Below are 24,180 nucleotides of genomic sequence, written 5' to 3' on the forward strand. Positions count from 1 at the left end.
CTATTGCGTCGCCAACGCGGAGGCAGACGGGGCGAACTCCAACACCGTGTAGGGTCCGTGTTCGTTTTCATCGACGCGAATCGCACGCCAACCGCGCGACCGATAGAATCCCATTGCGGCGTGATTGGCATTGGCGCACTTCAGCGTCCAGGGGCGGGGAAGCCAATTTTCGAGCGAAGCCAATAACAAGCTGCCAACGCCCTGATTTCGGAAGCGGGAATCGACATACAGATGGTGGATGAACGCTTCGGGACGCCAGACCGAGACCAAGCCTTGGACCACGTTGGCGTCATCGCAGCAAACGAAAACGTCTTCGTCGACCGACACGGCCGCAAAATCAGTCAGCTGACGCGATGCGGGTGGCAGCCAATCGGCGGTGCGGATTGCATCACGAAAGATTTTCGCCGCGGCGATCAAATCCTCCGGCGTCGCGGTACGGATGATTTTCGTTTGCATGGATTCATCTCCCCAACAGACTCCCGGCGGTGCTGAGAGTCTCTTCGGGAAAACGCGATGCGAATCGCGACCTAAAACATACTTCGCAGCGCTTCATCGACATCGTCGACCGAGGGCGTTCGGCGAGTCCCCGTGGACAAGCTTTCGAGCATCAGTTCACTGTCGCCATGATCCAAGCCCAAGTGATGCCCTTGTTCATGCAGAACCACCGTCAACAGGTCGATTGCATCGCTCGCTGTCGATGTCGTGTGGGATGCGAATTCGCTGTCGTCCAATGGCGTCGCATCGATAAACCACCCGAACCCGGCGGCATCGGAATCGATCAGGATCCGATCCGACTGGGCGAGCCCCAGGAGATCCTCGTCGAGATCCGCGATTTCGAATGCGAGATCGCGCAACCGCTGCACGCTTTGCGAATCCAAACCGGCATGCTGCCAAACATCCAAGCTGGCTGCATAGATCGTGGCCAGATCACTTTCATCGATCGAAGCTGCCGCAGCGTTGGTCGCCGGTTGGCCAGCGGCTCGCAGCGGGAACGCGACACCATCCTCGTTGCGAATCGTGATCGACGTTGCGTCGGTGGCACCAAGGGCCGTGACGTTGATGATCAGGTTCGCATTTTCGATCTCTTGGTTATTGATCGCCTGAATCAAAATCGATGCGGAAGTGGAATTCGCAGGAACGACGATTCTTTGGCTTTGGACGGTGTAGTGTCGCCCCATGACCGCCGTGCCGCTGAAAACAAGGTTCACGATCGTGTCGGTCGTTGCCGGCGACGAGAGAACGGCCGTCAAGCGACTGATCCCTCCGTCTTCGATGATCACGGCGGCGTCCGTTTGCAGCGAAACCGTGGGGGCATCGTCATCGACAATCGCGACCGACAAGGGATCTTGTTCCACGGGGGACGCACCATGGGCAGCGAAGATCTCAACGTTAAAGCTCTCGCCTTCATCGTCCAACAGGTCGTTGACCGCGTTGGCCGAAACGGTTCCTGTCAGGTTGCCCGCTGAGATGCGGATCTCGGGCGGGATGATGAAATCGGCATTCAACGTCGCGGTTCCGCTGAAGGCCAGTTCGATCACGACATCGCCAGCGGACAACGAATCGAGCGTCGCGGTGAAGGTGACAAAGCCGCCACTTTCGGGCATCGAGTTGCCCGATGCGGACAACGTCACGCTGGGTGGTGGCGCATCGGCGTCGATAAGATTGATCGTGGTGGATTGAAGTCCCAGTTCGGTGGCTCCTACGACACCCAATACATCGATGATGATCGCTTCATCGGTTTCGTCGATGCCATCTTGCAACGTCGTCAACGTCACGGTCGCGGAGGTTTGCCCAGCAGGGATGATCAACGACGTCGGCCCCGTGAAATCTGCCGACACGGTCGCGGTTCCGTTTGCATAGCCGAGGGTTACTTCGACATCTTGGGTCGCCGCGTAAGACAGGGTTGCCGTCACGGTTGCCGCTGTGCCTTCGGTGACGATCGACGGCGTCGACGCGATCACCAGTGAAGGCAATGGGATGGTGTCGTCGTCGATGACCATAATCGTTGCCTGTTGCTGTCCGTTTTCCACGGCACCCACGACGCTTTCGATGGTCAACGCGATCTGTTCGGCATCGCCTTCGTCGATGACATCGTTTTGGCTGGTAATCGTGGCTGTGGCAGTGGTCGCTCCGGCGGGGATCGTGACGACTGCGGTGCTGATCGTGTAGTCGGCGTTGAGCGTGGCGGCTCCACCCAGCCCCAATGTCACGGTCACCGGTGTCGCCAACGCTTGGGACAGGCTGAGCGTTACAACCGAGGTGTTCGACGTGGTGTTTTCGGTAATCGCAGTTTGCGAGACCGTCATCGTGACATTCGCCGTCGGGGCGGTCGCCAATTCGACATTGCCAAAGTCGTTATTCACCGAGGCTTGTCCGTCGGCCAGGGTTATCAAATAGAATCCTGGATCCGCCGAGACGGTCGTTGTATGGATGGCGATCCCGCCAGCGGCAAACGCCACGACATAATCGAGTTGATCGTCGCCATCGAGATTGGCGACGGCGATCGATTTCGCCAACAACGGATTGAAATTCGGAATCGACTGCAGCAATTGGTTCGTCGCGTAGGTGAACGTCCCGTTGCCGTTATTGATCCACAGTGATTCGCCCCCTTCGCGGTTGGCGATCAGCAGATCGGGCAGTCCATCGCGGTTGAAATCGGTCACGTCGAGTGCTTCGGGACGTTCCCGCGTATCGCCGTTGGCACCCGTATTAACCGCTCGGGCGTCGAAGGGGGTGAAGTCCCCTTTGCCATCGCCTAGGAAGGTGCGGATCGTGTTGGTCCCCGAATCCGCGACGACCAAATCGTTTTTGCCATCGGCGTTGATGTCGAGCAACAAGACATCGGTCGGATTGGTCAGTCCGCTGATGGTGTCGAGCAGCGTGAACGACCCGTTGTCACCGGTAAAGATCGAAACGCTTCCGGCGCTGTAATTAGCCACTGCCAAGAGATCTTGGCCATCGCTGGCCAATTGTTGCAATGCCAGCGCGACCGGTTGGTCGCCGGTTTCCAGTTGAACCGGCAAAGCAAAGTTACCGCCTCCGGTTCCGATTAGAATCGATACGTTGTTCGAACGGTGATTGGCAACCAACAGATCGACGATCCCATCGTCGTTCAAATCGCGGGACGCTAGGTCGGTAGGCCCGTCACCAGCAGGAATGTATTGGAACGAAGTGTTGTAGCCGGTTTCGGTGCCGACAAACAATTGTATCCCATTGGCCTGTGATCCGCCTTGCGCATTCCCCTGGATGCCAGCCGACGCGACCACCAAATCGGCGATCCCGTCGCCGGTGAAATCTTGATCGGCAATCACCGCCTGAGGTCGGGAATCGTTAGGCAGCGGAAGCGTTGACTGTGCAAAGTTGCCACCGCCATTGTTGGTCAACAACGCAATATTGGATTCCCGTTTCGTGGAAACCGAATATTCGTTGGCAACGACAATGTCGAGGTCCCCGTCGTGATCGAAGTCGACAACCGTTGTGAATCCGACATAGTCGCCGGTTTCGACGGAAATGTTTTGAGACGTGATCATCCGTGGAAAGCTCTGTCGCCATCCGGTCTGAGCCTGTTCGCGGACGCTGTAGTTGGCAGCCAGTAGATTCTCGAAACGGTACTCCCCTTGGGCGTCGGTGACCGATGTCGGTTCGCCGGTATCGAGGGATCCGTTGTTGTTTAAGTCCAGATAGATCGTCCAGCCGGGGAGCGTGGGTTCGTTAGGGTCACGGGATCCGTTGTCGTTCAAGTCGTGAAACTTTTCACCCTGGATCGAAGCGGTGCCGCCAGTGCCGCCGCCTCCGTTGTTGGTAATCGTTACGGTGATGGTTCCCGTCGATTCGAGTCCCAGTTGGTCGGCGACGGTGTAGGTGAACGTCTCGGTGCCGGTGATCCCCGCGACGGGAGTGTAGATCACGCCCATCGCGCCCGGGAGGAGTTCCACCAAGCCACCGCGGTTGCCATAGGTGAAGGCGCTGATCGCCACGGTTTCGCCCACGACGCCGGCTTCGCCAAGACCAGGACTGATAACGCTGGACACATCGATGGTCAACGAACTGGTGGTGGCGGTGTTGATCGTCACCGCGCGATCCCCGGCAACCGGTGGATCGTTGATCGCCACAACATCGATCGAAACAAGTGTTGGATCGCTCGTCTCGGTGCCATCGGTCATCGTGTAGTAGAACGAATCGACCGCCAAGCCAAACTGATTTGCGGGAGGAGTGTAGCGGAATGTGCCGTTGGCTAGCACTTCAACCGTACCCAGGGTGCTTGACGAATCAATACCGACCAAGCGTTTGGTGCCCGATGTGATGGTGTCGTTGTTCAATAGTTCCGCCGCCACGCTTAACGTCGTGGGGGTGTCCTCGTTGACCGTTACCGTATCGGGCACGCCGGTGGGACCAAAGGGATTGATGATCACGACGTTGATGGTTGTGGCGCCACTGTTGTCGCCCTGCTGTCCATCGGTGAACGCAACGTCAATGATGTCGTTGGCGACATTGCTGGTCGGGGCAACATAGACCAAATTGTTACCTGTGGAATTCCTCACTTGCCCGTGCGTCGCCGAGACCTCCGTGATACTGAAGCTGCGCGATTCGTTGGCCGGTTGCGGCAACATGAACGATGTGTAAGGAATCGCGACCGTTTGGCCGCGGGGAACGGTGATGGTGATCTCTTGGGCCTGCGGTGGATCGTTGATCGACGCGACTTCGACGACGACCGTTCCGGTGGCTAGGTCGACCCCGTTACTGATCTCGTAGGTGAACGTGTCGTTGCCGAAAAAGTCGGCATTGGGTTTATAAAAGACCTCTCCTTGGACAACGCTTGTCGTGCCGTTTGCCGCGGGGCCGACCGAAAGCACGGTCAATTCGCCCGCCGAGGGGAGGTCGTTCGCCAGCACATCAAACCGTGTGTTGGGGGCGTCCTCGTTGATCGGGAAGTTGTCTTGCACCGCCTGGATCGGCAATTCCGTGGGAATCACAAAGCGACCAATCACCAACCCGGTGCGATCGTCCGGTTCCGTTGCCGGATCGTCAGCCAGCACGATGGAGATCATATCGTCCGTTAACGCGATATCCGACGTGGCGCTCGACCCGTACAACGCGATCTCGGAACCGCGTTCATTGTCCGGCAGGTCGAGCGTAAAGGTCACTGCATCTTGTGGGCGGACCGCCTGCATCTCGATGCTGAACGCTTCAAAATGATCCAGCAAATTGGGATGTGTCAGCGCATCGTCGTAAAGGCCATTGGTCTTCCCAGGGCCTACACCGCCGACCTCGTCGAACGTTTCGCGATTTCCGGGGTTGTAGACTCCCGAACGCACGTCGCCGTAGATCACGCGGTCGTCTAACGACGAACTGCGGTAATCGATGTTGTAGACAAGCGAATTGGGATTGATTTGCGTTTGGTCGGCTGACGTGAAGACGGGCACTTCCGTCAGCGACCCGGCGACCGCTGCACCTGTCAGCTTGCTCGTGTCGACAACCAGGTTGGGAATGTTGGTGAACTCCGCGCTGTCACCCACGAAACGGATGATGTACCGGAACGATTCCCCCGTGCCAACTTGACCATTTTCGCGTCCGTTGCGGGCCGCTTCGGTGACCGACACCGTTCCTTCACCCAAACCAAGGCCCTCTTCGATTGCGATTTTAATCGCCTCTTCGGGGTCACTTTGAAGCGTCGGGATGTCCGGGTTGGTACTGGTGAGGAGGACGTCCGCAATCCGCTGGGGTTGGTCGGCGAACGATAGGCTGAACGCGCCCGATGCATCATCGAGGTTCTCGGACAGTTCGATGATTTGCGTTTCGCTGAGCACCGGACGGAACGAATCGATGCCCGTGGCTAAGATGTCGACGTACAGCGAGAAGACGCCAAAGCGGTTAGAAAACTGGCTGCGGAGGTCGGTGTAGCGGACTTCCAAGTCGAATTTTTCGCCCACTTCGACTTCGAAATTGCGTGAGTCTTCGGCCAGCAGGGATGTGCCGTTTTGGGTGACGTCCAGTTCGATACTCAGCAACGGATCGGTTTCCGCCTCACCCCTGTTCAAGCGATTGATCACGATCAACGCGTCCAGCGGCGATAGCGACCCGTCGGCATTCACATCGGTAAAACGATTCGTCGTGGCGGTGCTGGAATCCAGTTCCCCCACGCCGCGGCGGGCCAGTTCGTTGATCACGATCAAAGCGTCGTTGGGGGTGACGCGAAAATCGGCGTTGACGTCTTCGGCGACCAAATAATTGTGGTTCGCCGTCAGGGTGGTCGGAGCCAAATCGGCGGCCAGCAATTGGCGTGGTTCCAGCGATTCAGTGATCAATGACCGCAGCCGACGGTGCTTTGCTAGAGGAGTTGCCTTCCGTGAGCTGTTACGATTGCTGCCCGCGCCAAAAAAGCGTCCGATATTTTTTAACGACATAACGTCTTGCTGCCTGTCTAAGTGGTGGTGCCTGGTCCGCCAATCGTAGCGTTTCTGGCAAGCGGCAAGGGGACCGCTCGCTCAGGAATGCCTCGGGATGCGCTCAATCGACGCGTTTTCCTTACTTTCAGAAGTGCGCCCGTTTCAGAGGCACAATCTAATCCAACGTGGGGATTAAAGCATCGGTTTTGCCCGAAAAAAAGGTATAACCCTACCTTTTTGGTGTTCGCGTGAGCATGTGATTCTGGCCTGCGCGATGGATCACAAGCTGGGGGCGGTCCAGTTCGGAATGCCGGAGGCTCGCTTTTGACGTTCAAAGGCGACGTGAAACGGACGGGTCTTCGACATCGGCGCGTCTTCATTGACCATCATGGGACGCGTTGCTTTCCACCAACGGTCGTAGGCTTCACGCATCGACTGGACCACTTCGGGATGATCTTGGATCACATTGGTTGTCTGTCCTGGATCGGCCTGCATGTCGAACAGGGCCTCGGTGCCAACCCAGCGGAAGCGTTGATTGCGGACCGAAAAATTCTTCCATTGGTAATCGTTGGGTTCCTCCCCGGTCTTCCACCGGCCCTGATGGCTGAACAGAAATCGATCCGCCCAATCGGCTTTGGGGTCTCCGATCAACGGCACCAGGCTGCGTCCGTCAACCTGTCCACTGGGCAGCGTTCCGCCGGCTAGATCGACCAACGTCGGGAAGACATCCAGATGGGCCGCGATGCGGTCGACGTCTTGTCCGGCCGGAACGTGCCCGTCCCAACGAACGAAGAACGGCACGCGGCAGCCCCCTTCGTCGACACTCCCTTTGAGTCCCTTCATGCCAGCGTTGTAGGGCAGCATCGCAGTCCCATCGGGCAGGGAACCCATCGATTTTCCAAGCCGTCCCGACCCGCCGCCGGTCATCCCATTGTCACTCATAAAGATCAGCAGCGTGTCTTGGGTAAGTTTCCATTGGTCCATCTTTGCCAACAGCTTGCCCATGTTTTCGTCGATGTTCTCGATCATTCCATAAAACCCGGCCTGGTTGTCGGTGAACCCCAGGTCGGTGAACCGCTTCGCATTTTTGGCGGGAGCAATAAACGGACTGTGCGGTGCGTTGGTCACGATGTAGGCGAAGAATGGTTGTTGTTGATCGTGTTGTTGTTTGATCCACCCCAACGCGGCGTCAAAGAACAGGTCGGTGCAATAGCCTTCGGTTTGAACGAATTTTCCATTGTGACGCAGCACGGGATTGAAGTACTTGTTTCCCGGGGCATCGGCGCAGCTGCAGTCGTACGCCTGGCCGATTCCGCCGGCACCGTGGATGAACGCTTCATTGAATCCACGGTTCTGCGGCTGGTATTCGTCTTCGTCGCCCAGGTGCCATTTGCCGAAGATGCCCGACCGATAGCCCCCCTTCGCAAGCACTTGCGGCAACGTCGTCGCATCGAGCGTCATCCGTTCGCGTTCGAGGATCGTGTGCGTGACGCCGTTACGCATCGGATGCCGTCCCGTCATCAATGCTGACCGGGTCGGAGCGCAGGTGGGGGCGACCAACATCCGAGTGAATCGCGTGCTTTGATCGTACAGCGTGTCCAGATTCGGAGTCTGAATCCATGGATGACCGTGCCGTCCGACCGGACCATATCCCTGGTCATCGGTCATCACCAAGATGATGTTCGGTTTCGAAGCGGCCAACGGCGGCGCGGCGAACACGCCTTGTTGAAGTGCCAGTAGAGCGACGACGGTGCTGAGTAATCGGATCATGGAGATTGGAATTCCGTTGAAGCGGGACGAAGCGTGGGGAATCGATGCGAGAATCGAAGGTGATGCGTAAGGGGCGCATGCGGTGCATTGTGTGACGTTAATGTGGGGACGGGCGCCTATCGTAAGCCATGCCGCTGGCGCCGACAAATGAATGCAGCGCGGTTTTTAGCGGAGTCGACGAACGTGTTGGTAGGAGCCGTTGATCCGCATTTCGTCGCTAAAAAGACGGACTTTTCGTACGTGCGCGTCTGCGGATCGCCTCTCACTTGACGGCGCGCGACGCGGCAAAGACAGCGACTTCCGTTCGACGGAGTCCTCGACCGATCCGATCACCCCATTCCGTTGTGGCAGGCCAATCGATCAAAAAATTGGCGACCCGGATTAGAAATGCGCGCGGCGCCCAATTCGCGCAGGGGACTTTGCTGGGATCTCGGCAGATGTTGTAGCGTCGGATGGGAGCTGGTTATTGCGAGTCGCGCAGACGCGTGCGATCGCCGGGAAGCTTCCACTTGGTTTGCCAGCATCCTTCGGGCTGGCGTTGGAGGTTTGAGGGTAATTCGCAATGGACGTAATGCGGTTTCACGCCGCAAGCCAGCAATGGACCGCGTAACGAATTCGCCACCGGGGCAAACGTTTTGCATTCAACGATGAAGGCGCTGGCCGCTTAATAAACGAGGCTCCGTCGGCTTGGAATCGACAGCCCAGGAGAGCGTTTGGCACGCGAACTGCTTTAACGGCAAGCAAGCTCGAAAACGATGTGCGCCGACGTCTGTCCGCGATCCGTCGACTCGGATTCTGTCCCAGGGACATCGAACTTTTTTGGTGCGTTTGGACAAAAATCCAATCAATTTTTCTGCCTCTCGAGTGGACGCGGTTTTCGGGGTTCTAAGTCGACCGAACGCCAACGCATTCCATCCATTCATAACGAACCACAACGCGACGACATCCCCATGAAAACGCCTTCGATTCCCGATCTCATCCTTATGCTGCCGTTGCTTGTGTCAGCCCCCGCGTGCGACGAGGTGGCGGCGCTTCGGGAGACGGTGATGCACAGCGGAGCGACACTTGCCGAAGTGCCGTCGACGGAGCAGCACCACGACGGTGGAGGCGAACACGCCGCCGCAGTGCATGGCGCGGAAGCTCACATCGAAGCCGAGCATGGCGATGCTGAACACAGCGAAGGCGGGCACCATGTGGCTCACAAAATTGTCGTCACCCGTCCGATTGCAAAGGATGTCGTCAGTACGCAGCAATACGTCTGCCAAATCCACTCTTGGCGGCACATTGAGGTCAAAGCGTTGGAACGCGGCTATCTCGAAAAGATCTCGGTCAACGAAGGCCAGTCGGTGAAGCAGGGGGATTTGTTGTTCAAGATCCTTCCCACGTTGTATCAAGCGAAACTGGAGACCGATCAGGCCGAAGCACAGCTGGCGCAGATCGAATTGCAGAACACCGAGCGGTTGTTTCAGCAGAACATTGTCGCGATGCCCGAAGTGCAGTTGGCCCGGGCCAAAGTTGCCAAGGCGCAGGCCCAAGTCAACCTCGCGATGGCGGAGTTGAACTTTGCGAGTATCCGCGCACCGTTTGATGGGATCGTCGACAAACAATACGAACAACTGGGCAGCTTGATCGAAGAGGGAGACATGCTGACGACCCTCTCGGACAACAGCATGATGTGGGCCTATTTCAATGTCCCCGAATCCCGTTATCTCGCCTACGAAGCCGACCCGAACAAGCACGATGTCAAAGTGGAGCTTGTGTTAGCCGATGGCAATAAGTTTTCGCAGGAGGGATCGATCGGAGCGATCGAGGCAGACTTCAACAACGAAACCGGTAACATCGCGTTTCGCGGCGACTTTCCCAACCCGCAACATCAGTTGCGACATGGACAAACCGGCACCGTGTTACTGAGCCGGGTTGTCCAGGACGCCGTGGTGATTCCTCAGCGGGCGACCTTTGAAATCCTCGCCAAGAAATACGCGTACGTCGTGGGAAAGGACGATGTCGTTCGACAACGCGAGATCGTGATCCAACGCGAACAGGACGACATTTTCCTGATCAAACAAGGGCTCACCGCCGAGGACAAAATCGTCCTCGAAGGCATCCGTCAGGTGCGTGATGGCGATCACGTGGAGTACGAATTTCAAGATCCCGAAGAGGTCCTTGGAAGACTGAAATACCACGCCGAATAGTCGAATCCCGCCTGCGTCGTTCATCACCCGTTTATTCGCCCACTGTGGTTCGCAATCGCTGTTCTGAGTGGTTTGTCGAACCGGGGCACCTGCCCGATCGGCTTTGCTGTATCGCCGAAAAAGAAGACCTCCAAATATGTTCGCGAAAATTTTGCATCGGCCTGCACTGGCCATCGTCGTCTCGCTGTTGATCCTCTTCATGGGCGGGCTGGCGATCGTCACACTGCCGATCTCACAATTTCCGTCGGTCGCGCCGCCAAGCGTCCGCGTTTCGGTCTCCTATCCAGGGGCAAGTGCGAAGATTCTGATCGATTCAACGATGGTGATTCTGGAGCAGGCCATCAATGGGGTGCCCAACATGCGCTATATGTTGGGAGATGCCACGAGTGCGGGGGAGGGAACGATCCAAATCATCTTTGAACCGGGGACCGATCCGAATGTTGCAGTGATGAACGTCAACAATCGGGTCCAGATGGTCAAGAACAATTTGCCACCCATCGTGGAACGCGAAGGCATCATCGTCATGCAGAACATGACCAGCATGTTGATGTATGTGAACGTCTTCAGCAAAGACCCGAATGTTGATCAAAACTTCCTCTACAACTACGCCACCGTCAACGTCTTGAACGAGATCAAACGGATCCCGGGGATCGGGAGCGCGACGATCCTGGGCAATCGGGCTTATGCCATGCGGGTGGAATTGGATCTCGACCGGATGCGTGCGTACAAGGTCGACGCCGAAGATGTGATGGAAGCGCTCGCCGATCAAAGTCTGATTGGTTCTCCGGGGCGGTTAGGGCAGGCCACCGGGCAAACTTCACAAACGTTGGAATACGTGCTGACTTGGATCGGCCGCTACGATACTCCCGACCAATACGAGAACATCATCCTCCGAGCCAATTCCGCAGGCGAGATTCTGCGAATCAAGGATGTGGCCAAAGTCTCGTTGGGATCGTCGTTCTATGATCTCTACTCCGATATCGATGGTTTGCCCTCGGCGGCGATCGTGTTGAAACAAACGCCTGGCTCCAACGCCGCGGAGGTCATTGAAAAGGTCAAAGAGAAGGTCGAACAAATTAAACAGGAATCGTTTCCGCCTGGGATGGACTATGCCGTCACCTATGACGTCTCCAACTTTCTCGACGCATCGATCGAAAAGGTGTTGCATACATTGTTCGAAGCGTTCATCCTCGTTTCGTTAGTCGTCTTTCTATTCTTGGGAGATTTTCGCAGCACGCTGATCCCGACACTAGCGGTTCCCGTGTCGTTGATCGGAACCTTCTTTTTCATGCTGATGTTCGGCATGTCGATCAACCTAATCACCCTGTTTGCGTTGGTGCTCGCGATTGGGGTGGTGGTCGATGATGCGATCGTTGTTGTGGAGGCTGTGCATGAAAAGATGCACACGAAACATTTGGGACCCTATCAAGCGACGCAGGAGGTGATGCATGAGATCAGTGGCGCGATCATCGCGATCACGTTGGTCATGACCGCTGTTTTCATTCCCGTGACGTTTATGACCGGCCCTGTGGGGGTCTTCTATCGTCAGTTCGCGCTGACGATGGCGATGTCGATCGTGATCTCGGGAGTTGTCGCGTTGACGCTGACGCCTGTGCTGTGCGCGATGATTCTGAAGCCGCATGCCAACTATGAAGAACAACGTGGCCTGATCGGTTGGATCAACCGAGGACTTTCGAAATACGCCGGACGCAATGCTTTTGCCTATCGCGGTTTGTTAAGCATCTTGTTGGGGGCGTGTGTCGCTGGCGGTGTCTACGCTTTGTTGCACAATGAATTTGTTCACGAATTGATTTCTGAACAATTGGAACTGACTTCGATGCGGATCGGAATCCTCGTGGGGATGGTTGCTTTGTTGGCGATGCTCTCATTTCGCGCGGCATTTTCAGGAGGTCAAGGCAGCAAGAAAAAGCGGGGTCCGTTGGGGATCTTCTTGCACCTGTTCGACCGCGGCGTCGAACAGGTAACGGGGGTTTACGCAGCGATTCTGGGAAGGATCATCCGTTTGCGTTTCTTGACGATGTTGGTCATCGGAGGATTCGTCTACGGAATCCTGGCGGTCACGCAAGTGCTGCCGACCGGCTTCATTCCATTAGAAGATCAGGGCATGATCTATGGGATCGTTCAAACGCCTCCTGGTTCAACGCTGGAATATACGAACGCCAAATGTCATGAGCTGCAGAAAATCTGCAAGTCGATGGACGAGATCACGTCGGTTTCATCGATCGCCGGTTACGAGGTGTTAACCGAAGGTCGTGGCTCCAATGCCGGAACGTGTATTATCAACCTGAAACCTTGGGCCGATCGCGAGCGAACGTCCAGGGAGGTGATCGAGCAGTTGGAGCAAAAAGGGGCGGACATTGCCAACGTGAAGCTGGAGTTTTTTGAACCGCCTGCCGTGCCCGGCTTTGGTGCGGCCGGTGGCTTTTCTGTGAACCTGCTCGATAAAACGAACAGCGGTGATTACAAAGCCTTGGGCGAAGAGACGGACAAGTTCATGGCGGCGTTGGGGAAACGCAAAGAACTCAAAGGCCTGTTCACCTTCTTTGCATCGAACTACCCGCAATACGAAATTATCATCGACAACGATGTCGCAATGCAGAAGGGGGTCTCGATTCGCGACGCGATGGATAACCTCTCGATCGTGGTGGGGAGCACGTGGGAGCAGGGCTTTGTTCGCTTCGGGCAATTCTACAAAGTGTATGTCCAAGCCGCGCCCGAGTTCCGACGCTATCCCGAAGACTTGGACAACATGTTTGTCAAAAACGACCAAGAGGAAATGGTCCCCTACAGTGCATTCATGAAGATCGTGAAGAAACAGGGGCTGAATGAAATCAGCCGCTATAACTTGTACCCCACCGCACCGATCCAAGGCGCGCCGGCGAAAGGTTACAGCAGCGGGGAAGCGATCGCTGCGATTCAAGAGGTTGCTGCAGAAACGCTCCCCCAAGGGTTCGGTATCGATTGGCAAGGACTTGCCTACGATGAAGCCAACGCGGGAAATACGGCGGTCTACATCTTTTTGATTGTGGTGGTCTTTGTCTACATGGTTTTGGTCGGGCAGTACGAAAGTTTTATCTTGCCGTTGGCGGTAATCATCTCGTTGCCGGTCGGGATTTTTGGAGCGTTTGCGTTGCTCAAGACGATGGGGTTGTCGAACGATGTCTATTGTCAGATCGGATTGGTCATGCTGGTGGGATTGTTAGGGAAGAATGCGATTCTGATCATTGAATTTGCCGTGCAGCGCCGGCACGAAGGCCTGACGCTATCGGACGCAGGAATCGAAGGGGGCCGTTTGCGTTTCCGACCGATTCTGATGACCTCCTTTGCGTTCATCGTGGGCATGGTTCCGTTGGTCCGAGCTTCGGGAGCTGGAGCGATCGGAAATCGGACCATCGGTACGACAGCGGCGGGCGGGATGTTGATGGGAACACTCGTGGGCGTCTTGGTGATCCCAGGACTTTACTACATGTTTGCAAAATTGGCCGACGGCAAGAAGTTGCTCAAGGATGAGACGGATCAGCCGCTTAGCGAACGGTTGGAACACGCGGCGCAGTGATGCTTCAATACATAAGCCCCACGCAGGGTGCGGGCTGCGAGGGTGCAAAGTTTTGCAGATGCTTGCGATGTTCACAAATCGAACCAATGAATCGGGCGTTTCAATGGACCCAAAGGCTGTGATTTTAGTTCCGTGCAGTCCAGGCGATGACGAAACGTGGTGAATTGACGAAACAACTGGGTAAGTTATCCCGGTTAAGTGGGGCGCGAACCTTCCCCGTACAACCTGTAAAGGCGGCCCGCCGCTGGTGTCGAAAATAGAAGTTGTAGCGGTCTTCCGAATCCAGATGATTTTGACAAGTTGGCGGAGGGCGAGGCTCTGAGAGCGACGCTGTTACTGAAGACGCGAGTCGGTGGTGCGGCAACTTCCTGAACGTTCCACAAGGATGTGGTTAGCAACCAGGTGCTGGAAATCCTGGATCCGATTGTCAAGGAATAGACACATGTACCTATTGAATAAATCCCGGCAAACTCGACAAAGGCAGCGCGCTCTGATTGCCGCGATCGTCACTGGCTCCTTTCTGGCTCAGGCGGGGTGCGGTATTCCGGAATTGCGTTGCGCAAAGTCGGGAGCCCCGTTGCCGCAAGCGTACAATCGCCCCACCACAATGACCGACACGGTGAACTGGGATGTCGCTACCTCGCTCGCTAGCGAACCCAAAGCGTTGGATGTTGAAGCGCCAGCCAAAGGGGGCCTGATCCGGCTTACCAGCTTCCTGCGACAGGCCAGCGATATCGAGCTGACCCAAGCGGAGAAATCGGACGCGAAAACGGGGGATGCTGCTGAGGACGATCGCTCCGCATCCTACAGTTCCGTCGACAACGCGCAGGTCTCAGCCGCTCCGAGCATCCTCTTCGACGGCAACCCGATTTCGGGAGGCAGCAGTTTTGACTTGGCCAATAACGCGGATAATTCGGTCCAATCTAGTTGGCACCAATTTTTCGACGATCCATTCCTGACGAGCCTGATCGACCAAGCCCTCGTTGGCAATCAAGAGCTGCGGATCTTGGCGGAAGAGATTCAGATCGCTTGCAACGAAACGTATGCGCGGAGCGGCGAATACCGTCCGTTTGTTGATTTTGGCGCCGGCGTGGGGTTGGAAAAGCATGGGCAGCACACGATTGATGGTGCTGTTGAGGAACAGTTGGAAGTCGCTCCCGGTCGCGCCTTTCCCGATCCGCTGCCTGATTTTTTGGTGGGCGCCAATGTCTCTTGGGAGCTGGACATTTGGAAGAAGCTGAGGAATGCTCAATCCGCCGCGGCGATGCGATACCTTGGGTCGCAAGAGGGGCGAAACTATATCGTGACGCGGATGGTCGCGGAAATCGCTGAAAATTACTACGACCTGCTGGCGCTCGACAACCGCTTGGTCACGTTGGATAAAACGATTGAGATCCAAGAACAGAGCCTCAAGACGGCTGAATCGATGAAGGAAGCAGCTCGCGGTACCGAGCTAGCCGTTCAACGGTTTCAAGCCGAAGTGCGGAAGAATCAAAGCGAAAAGTTGATCATCGCACAGGAAATTGTTGAGGTGGAAAACCGTATCAATTTCTTGTGCGGTCGATTCCCGCAGCACGTCGATCGGATGTCGGTTGAGTACATCGATCTGAACCTACGTTCAATCCGCGCCGGGGTGCCGTCGCAACTGCTGCAGAATCGCCCCGATATCCGCGAAGCCGAACGCGAATTGCAGGCCGCGGGACTCGACATCAAAGTTGCCAAGGCGCGGTTCTATCCGTCGTTGAATTTGAATGCAGGGCTTGGCTACCAAGCGTTCGCTGCCGGGTACCTCTTTCGAACGCCCGAGTCGTTGATCTATGGGATCGGTGGCGACCTGATTGCTCCGCTGATCAACAAACGAGCGATTCAAGCAGCCTATCGGACGGCGAACGCAAAACAATTGCAGGCTGTCTACAAATACCAGCAGACGGTGCTGACCGCGTACACCGAAGTCATCAACCAATTGAACAAGGTGGATAACTACGGCAAGAGCATCGAGATCAAGAAGCAGCAATTGGCTGCCTTGGAGGCCTCGGTCGACAGTGCGACCAAGCTGTTCCAAAACGCACGGGCAGAATATGTCGAAGTCTTGCTCGCTCAGCGTGAGATGATGGAAGCCAAAATGTTGATCATCGATATCAAGCAGCAGCAACTGGCCGCCACGGTCAACGCCTACCAAGCCCTCGGTGGTAGCGGCGGCGGGCCTGCTAGCTTCAACTGAATCGCCTCCGTCGTCCGCAGCGATTGCTGCTCTCTTGCTGACCGTTCGGGGCACGCTCGCTCCAACGGTCGATCACGTGCACAGCTTGCGACCGTACCGCTCGCACGCTGCCCTAGCGGGAAGCCTCCCAACTTTCTTTTGTTTTCCGAGGCCCCTCTGTCGCAGGTTGTCGGATCTAAGAACCGTTTGGGCGATCGCCCCTGTCCACAGCCACGCAACCGCGACGATCGCCCCTACCGCGGAAGCAAGCTGTTCGGACGCGGCTGAATCAACGCGCCGCTTGGCCGTTGGTGAACCGGTGGGAAGTAACGCTCTACAGCCGGTGTTGCGTCGGAGTCAGGCAAACCGTTGGCTGAACACTGCTGGGAAGCGAGCTCGCGGAGGTCGGCCGCTAGCCGCCATTGCTGGTAGGTTGCAATCGTTTAGAAGCTGAATTGCATCTGGGTCCGGTAGAGCCAACCACGATCACCGGGATTGATATCGAGCGATGAGGAGCTGATCGGTGCGCCATCGAGACGGGTCGCGTCGATCACAAACTTGGCGCGATTGCCACGGAAGTACCAGGCGAACCCGCTGCCGAATTCGTCGGTGCTCTGGTCCTCGGCCCCCATCGTTCCTGAATTGCCGTCGACGCGTGACCAACGGGTTACCAATTGCAACTTGTCCGGAATGACAAAGTATCCCAGTTGGAACCAGAAACCGTGATCTAAAAGACTGGGGATTGCGGCACCTTCAAAATTGCTCAAGTTGCGGAAATAGTATTCGGCAGTCGTCGACCAGCCGCGAAACTTGAACGACGCATCGACCGCAAATTGGGCGACGCTGTAGCTCTCGACCGATAACGGCAAGATCGAGGCGAACGTGTGTCCGGAATCGACGACCCGTGGTGTGTTGAATTCCGTGGAACCATTGCGGCTGATCGTGGTCCCAGCAAAGGCACATCCGATTCGCATCGCAAGACGGTCGTGGTGTTCAAAGTCGGCCAACTGTGAATCGCCCCAGTCGCCGATCGGAAATCCTTGCAGACGAATCGAATACGCGAAGTTGTCGTCCAGATCGCCACTGCTGCCCGTTTCAGAACCGCCGGTGACGAAGCCGTTGAAAATCGCGGTTTCCCAGTTCATCGGGATCAAACCCTGGTCCCACTGGCCGAACATTCCAAAGGCAAGGCTGCGGTTGACGTCAAAGTAGGTGCTGGCGACTGAACGATCGGTGAACTCAAACTCTTTTCCCGAGAGCCACCGCGCCATCGTGAACGGCATTTTAAACTTGCCAGCCCGCAATCCTAGCGTCCCTTTTTCCAAACCCATCTGGTCGTGGCCGATGTCATAACTCAAGTAGTAGTCCAACAGCCGCATGTTGTCGCCGCTGCTGCTGCGACCATCCAATTGCAGAAAGTAGGAGAAGTTGGGATTGAACGCGTTCCCCGACAACACGATCCGGGCCCGTTTCAGCTGGAATTGATTGAGATCGGTGTTTGGTGGCGCGACGTCGGTGGCCGTGTATCGCAGTTGACCCCACCCGTTAATCTTCAACCGAAACGGAAGGTCGGACGTCGACAGATTGCTGTCGCGTTGGCTTGCGATCACAAACCCATCGTCGTAGCCGACACGAATGCTGTCGGCCAGTGGCAGAAGTTCACCGGGAGGATAGTCGACAACGTCGGTCGACCATCGCGAGCGAACGTAGCCAGGTTCGTAGACTTCGTCGCCGTCGGAGCCGTTGATGTGAGCCGGAGATTGATACGCGGCGGCAACCACCGTGTCGTTCTCGATCATGCCAGATTGAGCAAGTACGGGGCAAACCCCAAGCGAAAAGCTCAATGCAAGGTTCGAGACGATGACAACAAATAAACGCACAACTGGTTCCAACGTCAGTAGTGGCAAAGCGGGGATTGTTTTACTATCGGCATCCACCGTCAAATCCCGGACCATTGGTAAAATCATGAGGACTGACTCGACTAGGTAAACCGTGCGGACTCGCGAAACCAACGCAGGCCGAAGCGTGTTGCCGCGTCGACAACCAGGTGGTTGATGGGCTGCCCGAAGTCAAAGTGCAACGCGCTGCGGGGTCGACGGCAGTTCGGGACGCGCCAAAGGTTCGCGTTTATCGGTACGACCGGAAACTCTTCGCGGACCTGTCTATTTTGCGCCGCTTCCAACCGATGAGACTTTCGTGTGACCGTTCGAATTGGGGGTGGTCACCGGTAGCAACGGCCCGCAATTCATTTGGCGTGGGCTGGAGGTCACTCGACGGAGTCGAGCGACAATGATCGATCATGGAGGATGTCCGTTATTCGGTTTACTCCATATAAAGTCGGTTGTGCACCAACGCTTGTTTCTAGCAACGTTCTGCCAAGCGATCGCGCTGCTCGCGATCACGGGGTGTGGTTGCATGCGCGCCAATCACCTGCGGCCGCCGACGATCGTTTCTCCATCAGCCGCGTCCTGTTGGACTGGGGGCTGGCTCGCATGGGGCAGACCCTTTTCTGGTCAAGCAGGAATCGACGACTTCGATTGTTTTCGGACCCAGGCCCTGCAGCGGCCGTCGCCTGAAGCTTCGATCGCGGTGGGCGAAAAAGCGTATGCGGTTGCGGAACGGCTCCATCTCCAGAAGGACCGCCGTGCGATTGACTATTGGGCCCAAACCATTGCCTGGTTGGACGATGCCCAGCGACACACCGGCTTGTTCCACCGAAACGATTCCAACACGCGAATCGCGGGCGTTCGTAAGAGTGCAATGATTCGAATCCTGTCGTGCGGACAGACTTACGGAAGGCTCGATCCATCGTCGCACTTGACGCTTCACGGTGCGAACGGAGACGTTCGCATTCCAATCGTTCATCAAGGATTTGCTTGGCGGCAAAGCGACTTCCAACGCCTGGATGTCTTTGAACCGCCGGCCTCCGCGGTCGGCAACATCTGTGGCCGCGGTGTGCCGTTGGTTGTATTTACGTCGGGCAAAGCGTGCCGTCCCACCGCGTGTGACAGCTGTTCACAATGCGATGGCGGTGATTCGGCACATTCCCGCTGCGGTTCGTTTCTGGATCCCCAGCTTCCCTTTGCAGCGACGGCGTTGATCAATCTTCCAACTTCGATTTTTCAGCCGCAATCCGGATGTGATGGTGGCATCTTTGGTGACCAACCGGCAGCTTCCTTGACGCTCGTCAATCCGCTTGCCAACGAGACGCTCGATGCCTATCGGGGAATTGCCAAAAGTCCCGCGATGCCTCTGTTTTACGCGCGACAAAACAGCCAGTTCAAACCGCTGGCGGCTTTCATGGGGGGGGACAATGGCATCGATCGCCCCGAACTGAAATTCCTTGAGCCTTACCAAGCGGACAAAATCCCGTTGATCCTGGTGCACGGCTTGCTCTCCAATCCAGCCACTTTTTTGGAAGTCGCCGATGCCGTGCGGGCCGATACTCAGCTTGCTCACCGGTATCAGATTTGGGTCTTCCGTTATCCGACCGGCGACGAGTTCCTCGCTTCTACGGCGATGTTACGTCAGCAGCTTGCCGCCGCGTTTGCCTGCCATTCAAACGACGCCGTTGAGATCGGCCAGCGCCCGGCGCAACGTGCCGTGATCGTGGGACACAGTTTGGGTGGGTTGGTAGCGAAACTGCAAGTGACCGACAGTGGCGATCGGTTGTGGCGATCCATCGCCAACGTGCCGCTCGAGCAATTGCGGGCCTCGCCCGAAGAGATCGCCAAATTGCGAAGATCGTTCTTTTTCCGCGCGGATCCCAATATTGGCCGCGTCGTTTACATCGCCACACCTCACCAAGGATCTCCTTGGGCCTCCCGCTGCATCGGTCGTATTGGTTCTTCACTGGCGGGATCTCGAACCCGCGACCGGCAGAACTTTCAACGGCTCACCGCAGCGAATCCAGGCGTCTTTTCCGGTGAGTTCTCCGATTCGTCGCCATCGAGTGTGGATCTGTTGAGGCCGACCAGCCAGCTACTTCAAGCACTCGCTGCGACGCCTTCCTCTCGTCGCGTGGTTATCGATTCCATCATCGGAGACAAGTTGCCGTTGCCGCGTTCAGGTCCTTCCGACCTCGTGGTCCCCGTCGCCAGCGCGTATCGCAAAGAAGCCGAATCGACAGCGATCGTCGACGCGACACACACGACGATCCTGCGTTCCAACGCGACCCACCAAGTGCTGCTGAAAATTCTGAGATCCCATCTCGATGAATCCTCGTCGGCCGGGTGCGACTGCCTGGTCGATCGATCCCCCATGGAACCGTCCATCACGATCGAATCGTCGAAACCGTCAGCCGATGTCTCACGCGCCATCGGTGCGGTCCATGCGTGCGCGCTCTAAAGGCTGGGACGTTTCAATCAACCGACGTGTCGCAGCGCTTCGATCGGATTCATCTTGGCCGCTCGCAGGGCGGGATAGAGTCCGAAAGTGACGCCGACGGCGACGGAGATTCCAAACGCGATCGGGATCGACCAGGGAATGATCACTGGCTGCATCGTGAGGACGACTTCGGGCAGCGAATCCATCATCTCGGGCATCGCTTTTTGAAGACTCCAACGGAACAAGTCGAGCACTTTTTCGCAGGTCAGCCCGCCCAAGATGCCAGTGATTCCGCCACCGACGGACAACAGAACCGTCTCGATCAGGAATTGCCGTGTGATGTCGCGCCGCCTCGCACCAAGGGCCCGACGAATTCCAATCTCCCGCGTCCGTTCCGTGACCGTCGCGAGCATGATGTTCATGATGCCGATGCCGCCAACGACCAACGAAATACCAGCCAATAGACCCATCATCGCCATGAACATCAGCCGCGTATTCTGAGCTTGTTCGAGAAGTTTTAAAGGCACGCCAATGCTGAAATCGGCAAACAGATGCGTCCGATCGAGCGCTTGTTCGATCGCTTCACCGGTGGCAACCGCATCGCGTTGATCCTTCAATCGCAGCGTGATCTGCGACAACGCTCGGCTGCCGTTATTGCCGCGCGAGGTGACTTCACCAAACCGAATCCAATAGGTTTCCAATGGGATGTAGACGTTGTCCGAGAACTGTTGCTTGTTGCTGGTGTCTTCGACGCTGTCGAGATCCTCGCGCGATGCGGCAACGCCCACGACACGGAAGTAGTCATCGATTACGTGGATCGATTTTCCAATTGGGTCTTCGTGTTTGAACAGTGTGTCGGCGACTTCTTTGGCCAACACGCAAACGTTGGCTCCCGTCTCGACATCGCGATCGATCAGAAAGCGACCCGCAACAAGTTCCAGCCGATATAGATCTTTGTAGTCGGGCGTGCAGGCGTTGATCTCTCCCATCATCATCCGGTCGAGATAGCGGAACTCGCGCCCCGATCGACGGTAGAACGGAATCGCCAGGTCGACCGAAGGAATCGAAGTCTCCAGATGGTGCCAGTCTTGTTCGGTGAGTCCGTAGTAGTAGACCCGTTTGCCTTGCAGTTCATCTGCCGGCGGACGCGCCGTGGTCAGGATGATGTTGTTCGCCCCCAGTTCTTCGATCTGTTGGTTCGCTTTCGCCGCGATCCCTTCGCTGATCGCCAGCAACCAGATCACGCTGGCGACACCGATGAAGATGCCCAACACCGTCAGCATCGAACGCAGCGGATGCATCAGCAACGTCTTTAGCCCAACGCGGACATCGCGCATCCGCATCCGCAGTTGCGAAGGACGCGTGCGATGCAGTGGCGCGTCGACGACGTCGGTCGCTTCGGCAGGTGGGGCGGGATCGCGGAGTCGTTGATCGAGTTCGACGACGCCATCGCGCAGTCGCACGATTCGGCGAGCCCGTTGAGCGACCTCTTCCTCGTGGGTGACCATCACGATCGTGGCCCCCTGTTGATTCAACTCCTCGAACAGTTCGAGGATCTCCTCGGTCGTCGCGGTGTCGAGGTTACCGGTCGCTTCGTCGGCGAGGATAAATTCGGGGTGATTGATCAGGCTGCGCGCGATGCCGGCGCGCTGCTGTTGTCCGCCGGAGAGTTCGGTCGGGCGGTGTTCGCAGCGCTCGCCCAGTCCCACCAGGTCGGCAAGCGCTTGGCTGCGCTCGCGATCCGATGCGCTGATCCCGCCGCTGTAGGCCAACGGGACCTCGATGTTTTCCAGCACATCCAACTGAGGCAGCAGGTTGTAGGCTTGAAAGACAAACCCGATCCGCTTGGCTCGGATCGCCGATAATTCGTCGTCGCTCAATTTCGCAACGTCGCAATCGCCGATCAAGTATTGGCCGGAGGTGGGCGTATCGAGGCCGCCGAGAAGATTTAAGAGCGTGCTTTTCCCCGATCCCGATGGGCCCATGATGGCCACATAGTCTCCGCGAGGGACTTCCAGTTGGACGCCTTTGAGGACATGCACGGTCTCGCTGCTTAAGCGGTAGTCCTTGCAGAGTCCGCGGATGCTCAGCGCGATCTGCGGCGGATCGACTGAACCTTCAACAGGTGCAGGATCGGGTTGTGCGAGCAGCATGACAACTCTTCGGTAGGCGGGGCATTTAGGTCGCTTCTTGCGTTGGCAGGTCCATCTGCTCCATCACCTGTTCGGTTCGCACGTTCAGCACGACCTCTTCGTTGGCGGATAATCCCGATTCAATCACCAGGTCGGTTTCGTTGGTGGTCCCGACGAAGACTTCGCGTGTCTCTAACGTTCCATCTTCATGTGGCAAAGCACAGAAGTATTGCCCTTCGCGTTCGATTACCGCTTCGATCGGGATCTGCAACGCTCCGTCGATCCGTTGAACCAGGATGTTGACCTCAGCGGTCATCCCAGGACGCAGATCTCTCGGCGGGTCGGTGATCTCGATTTCGACGACGTATTCCTTAACGTGCGACATGTAAACGCTGATCGCGGGGAGCGGATATTCGCTGACCGTGGTCACCTTGCCGGTCAGGGCGAGGTCGGGCATCGCGTCGAGCATCAATTCGGCGGTTAGCCCGGGGCGAACGTGACCGATCCGCGATTCGTGGACCAGGGTCTTAACCCGCATCTTGCTGGGATCGGGAAGATTGATGATCGTTTGGCGTTCGCGAACTGGCATCCCCTCTTCGATCATGATATTGTTCGCGCTGCGGCTCTGATTGTTCGCATACACGACCTGCCCAGCGACGGGAGCCATGATTCGGCACTTCTGGATCTGATCTTTGATCTCTTCCAACTGGACCTTGTCGAGTTCCCAGGTCTTGGTCCGCGATTGCAACCGCGATTCGGCGGTCCGAATCTCGGCTCGCAACTGGGTTAACATCTTCTCTTTGGTGAAGGTGTTCAAAACCGTGAGTTTCGTTTCGGCAACTCCCAGTTCGTTGCGCGCCTTTTCGACGGCAAACGTATCGGCTTCCAATTGAGCTTCGGGAATGTAGCCTCGTTCGGCCAAGCGTTTGCTGTAATCGAGGTATTCTTCGGCGCGGCGTTTGTTCTCTTCAGCGACAAACACTTCGCTCTGTTGTTGAGCCAACCGTTCTTTAAATGTTCCCTCTTCGTATTCGCTCAACTCCAGCTTGGTCGAATCGACTTTCGCCTGCGCTTCGATCACCGCCGACTCGCTGTTGCTGCAGACGATCTGCTGTTGGATCAGTTGCGTTTGCAAGGCGGAATCGTCCAGGCGAACCAAGAATTCTCCCGCCTCGACCCACGTCCCCTCGGGAACGATCTCGATGATGTTGGTGCCGGCCGAGCCCGAGCGGCGATTGACTTCGCAGCGGACTTCGATGTTGCTGGAACTTTCGACTTCTCCCCGTTCGAGCACCGTGTGCACAAACGGTTCCATGGTCGCGGTCGTTGTCAGATAGACCGGTTTGGGCGCTTCGACGAAAAAGCCTTTGACCGAATCGACCATGCTGCCGAAGAACTGGCCCACCACGCCGCAGACCAGGAACATCCCTAGTACTGCCGCAAAAAGGGTGGTGCTCGCCGAACCGCGACGCTGGCTTTTGCTTTTTTGCGTTTGCATCGGAAGGTCCACCTGCCGGAAGCAGGCGTCTCGAAGGTATAGGTGGGGGAGTGTTTGGAGAGATCGCGAAACGAGATCTCGGTGGGGCTTCCTTAGAAG

10 protein-coding genes are annotated in these 24,180 nt (G+C 56.8%); 4 read left to right on the forward strand and 6 right to left on the reverse strand.

Annotated features, from left to right (window positions below; genetic code table 11):
• The 3 genes from Poly24_RS11635 to Poly24_RS11645 all read right to left on the reverse strand — a co-directional run bounded on the left by Poly24_RS11635 (position 1) and on the right by Poly24_RS11645 (position 8,156).
• A complete protein-coding gene (locus Poly24_RS11635; protein WP_145094979.1) occupies positions 1 to 456 on the reverse strand; it encodes a GNAT family N-acetyltransferase in 456 nt (151 codons plus the stop codon).
• A gap of 71 nt (positions 457 to 527) precedes the next feature.
• Positions 528 to 6,404 carry an FG-GAP-like repeat-containing protein gene (locus tag Poly24_RS11640; protein ID WP_145094982.1) on the reverse strand — a complete coding sequence of 1,959 codons (5,877 nt, stop codon included), beginning with the start codon at positions 6,402 to 6,404 and terminating at the stop codon, positions 528 to 530.
• A 261-nt stretch (positions 6,405 to 6,665) separates the two neighbouring features.
• On the reverse strand, positions 6,666 to 8,156 hold the full coding sequence (locus tag Poly24_RS11645; RefSeq protein WP_145094985.1) for an arylsulfatase: 1,491 nt from the start codon (positions 8,154 to 8,156) through the stop codon (positions 6,666 to 6,668).
• Positions 8,157 to 9,106: 950 nt separating this feature from the next.
• Between Poly24_RS11645 and Poly24_RS11650 the strand changes: the two genes are divergently transcribed.
• From Poly24_RS11650 to Poly24_RS11660, 3 genes are all read left to right on the forward strand, one after another.
• Positions 9,107 to 10,348 (forward strand): efflux RND transporter periplasmic adaptor subunit, encoded by a 1,242-nt coding sequence (locus Poly24_RS11650; RefSeq protein WP_197452506.1) that lies wholly within the window; start codon positions 9,107 to 9,109, stop codon positions 10,346 to 10,348.
• A gap of 136 nt (positions 10,349 to 10,484) precedes the next feature.
• Positions 10,485 to 13,925: an efflux RND transporter permease subunit gene (locus Poly24_RS11655; protein WP_145094988.1), complete on the forward strand. Its 3,441-nt coding sequence runs from the start codon at positions 10,485 to 10,487 to the stop codon at positions 13,923 to 13,925.
• 607 nt (positions 13,926 to 14,532) lie between these two features.
• The gene (locus Poly24_RS11660; protein WP_231753591.1) at positions 14,533 to 16,146 is read left to right on the forward strand and encodes a TolC family protein; all 1,614 of its coding nucleotides are present in this window, start codon (positions 14,533 to 14,535) and stop codon (positions 16,144 to 16,146) included.
• 422 nt (positions 16,147 to 16,568) lie between these two features.
• Here the strand turns inward: Poly24_RS11660 and Poly24_RS11665 are convergent, their stop codons facing one another.
• Positions 16,569 to 17,924: a porin gene (locus Poly24_RS11665; RefSeq protein ID WP_197452508.1), complete on the reverse strand. Its 1,356-nt coding sequence runs from the start codon at positions 17,922 to 17,924 to the stop codon at positions 16,569 to 16,571.
• Positions 17,925 to 18,714: 790 nt separating this feature from the next.
• Here Poly24_RS11665 and Poly24_RS11670 point away from each other — a divergent pair.
• Positions 18,715 to 20,472, forward strand: a complete 1,758-nt coding sequence (locus Poly24_RS11670; RefSeq protein WP_145094994.1) for an esterase/lipase family protein — start codon at positions 18,715 to 18,717, stop codon at positions 20,470 to 20,472.
• Between the two features lie 17 nt (positions 20,473 to 20,489).
• Here the strand turns inward: Poly24_RS11670 and Poly24_RS27725 are convergent, their stop codons facing one another.
• Positions 20,490 to 22,604, reverse strand: coding sequence for an ABC transporter permease (locus Poly24_RS27725; protein ID WP_145094997.1), 2,115 nt, complete (start codon positions 22,602 to 22,604; stop codon positions 20,490 to 20,492).
• A gap of 25 nt (positions 22,605 to 22,629) precedes the next feature.
• The gene (locus Poly24_RS11680) at positions 22,630 to 24,081 is read right to left on the reverse strand and encodes an efflux RND transporter periplasmic adaptor subunit (RefSeq protein ID WP_145095000.1); all 1,452 of its coding nucleotides are present in this window, start codon (positions 24,079 to 24,081) and stop codon (positions 22,630 to 22,632) included.
• Positions 24,082 to 24,180 lie beyond the last annotated feature (99 nt).

This window comes from Rosistilla carotiformis (assembly GCF_007753095.1).
Classification (GTDB): Bacteria; Planctomycetota; Planctomycetia; order Pirellulales; family Pirellulaceae; genus Rosistilla; species Rosistilla carotiformis.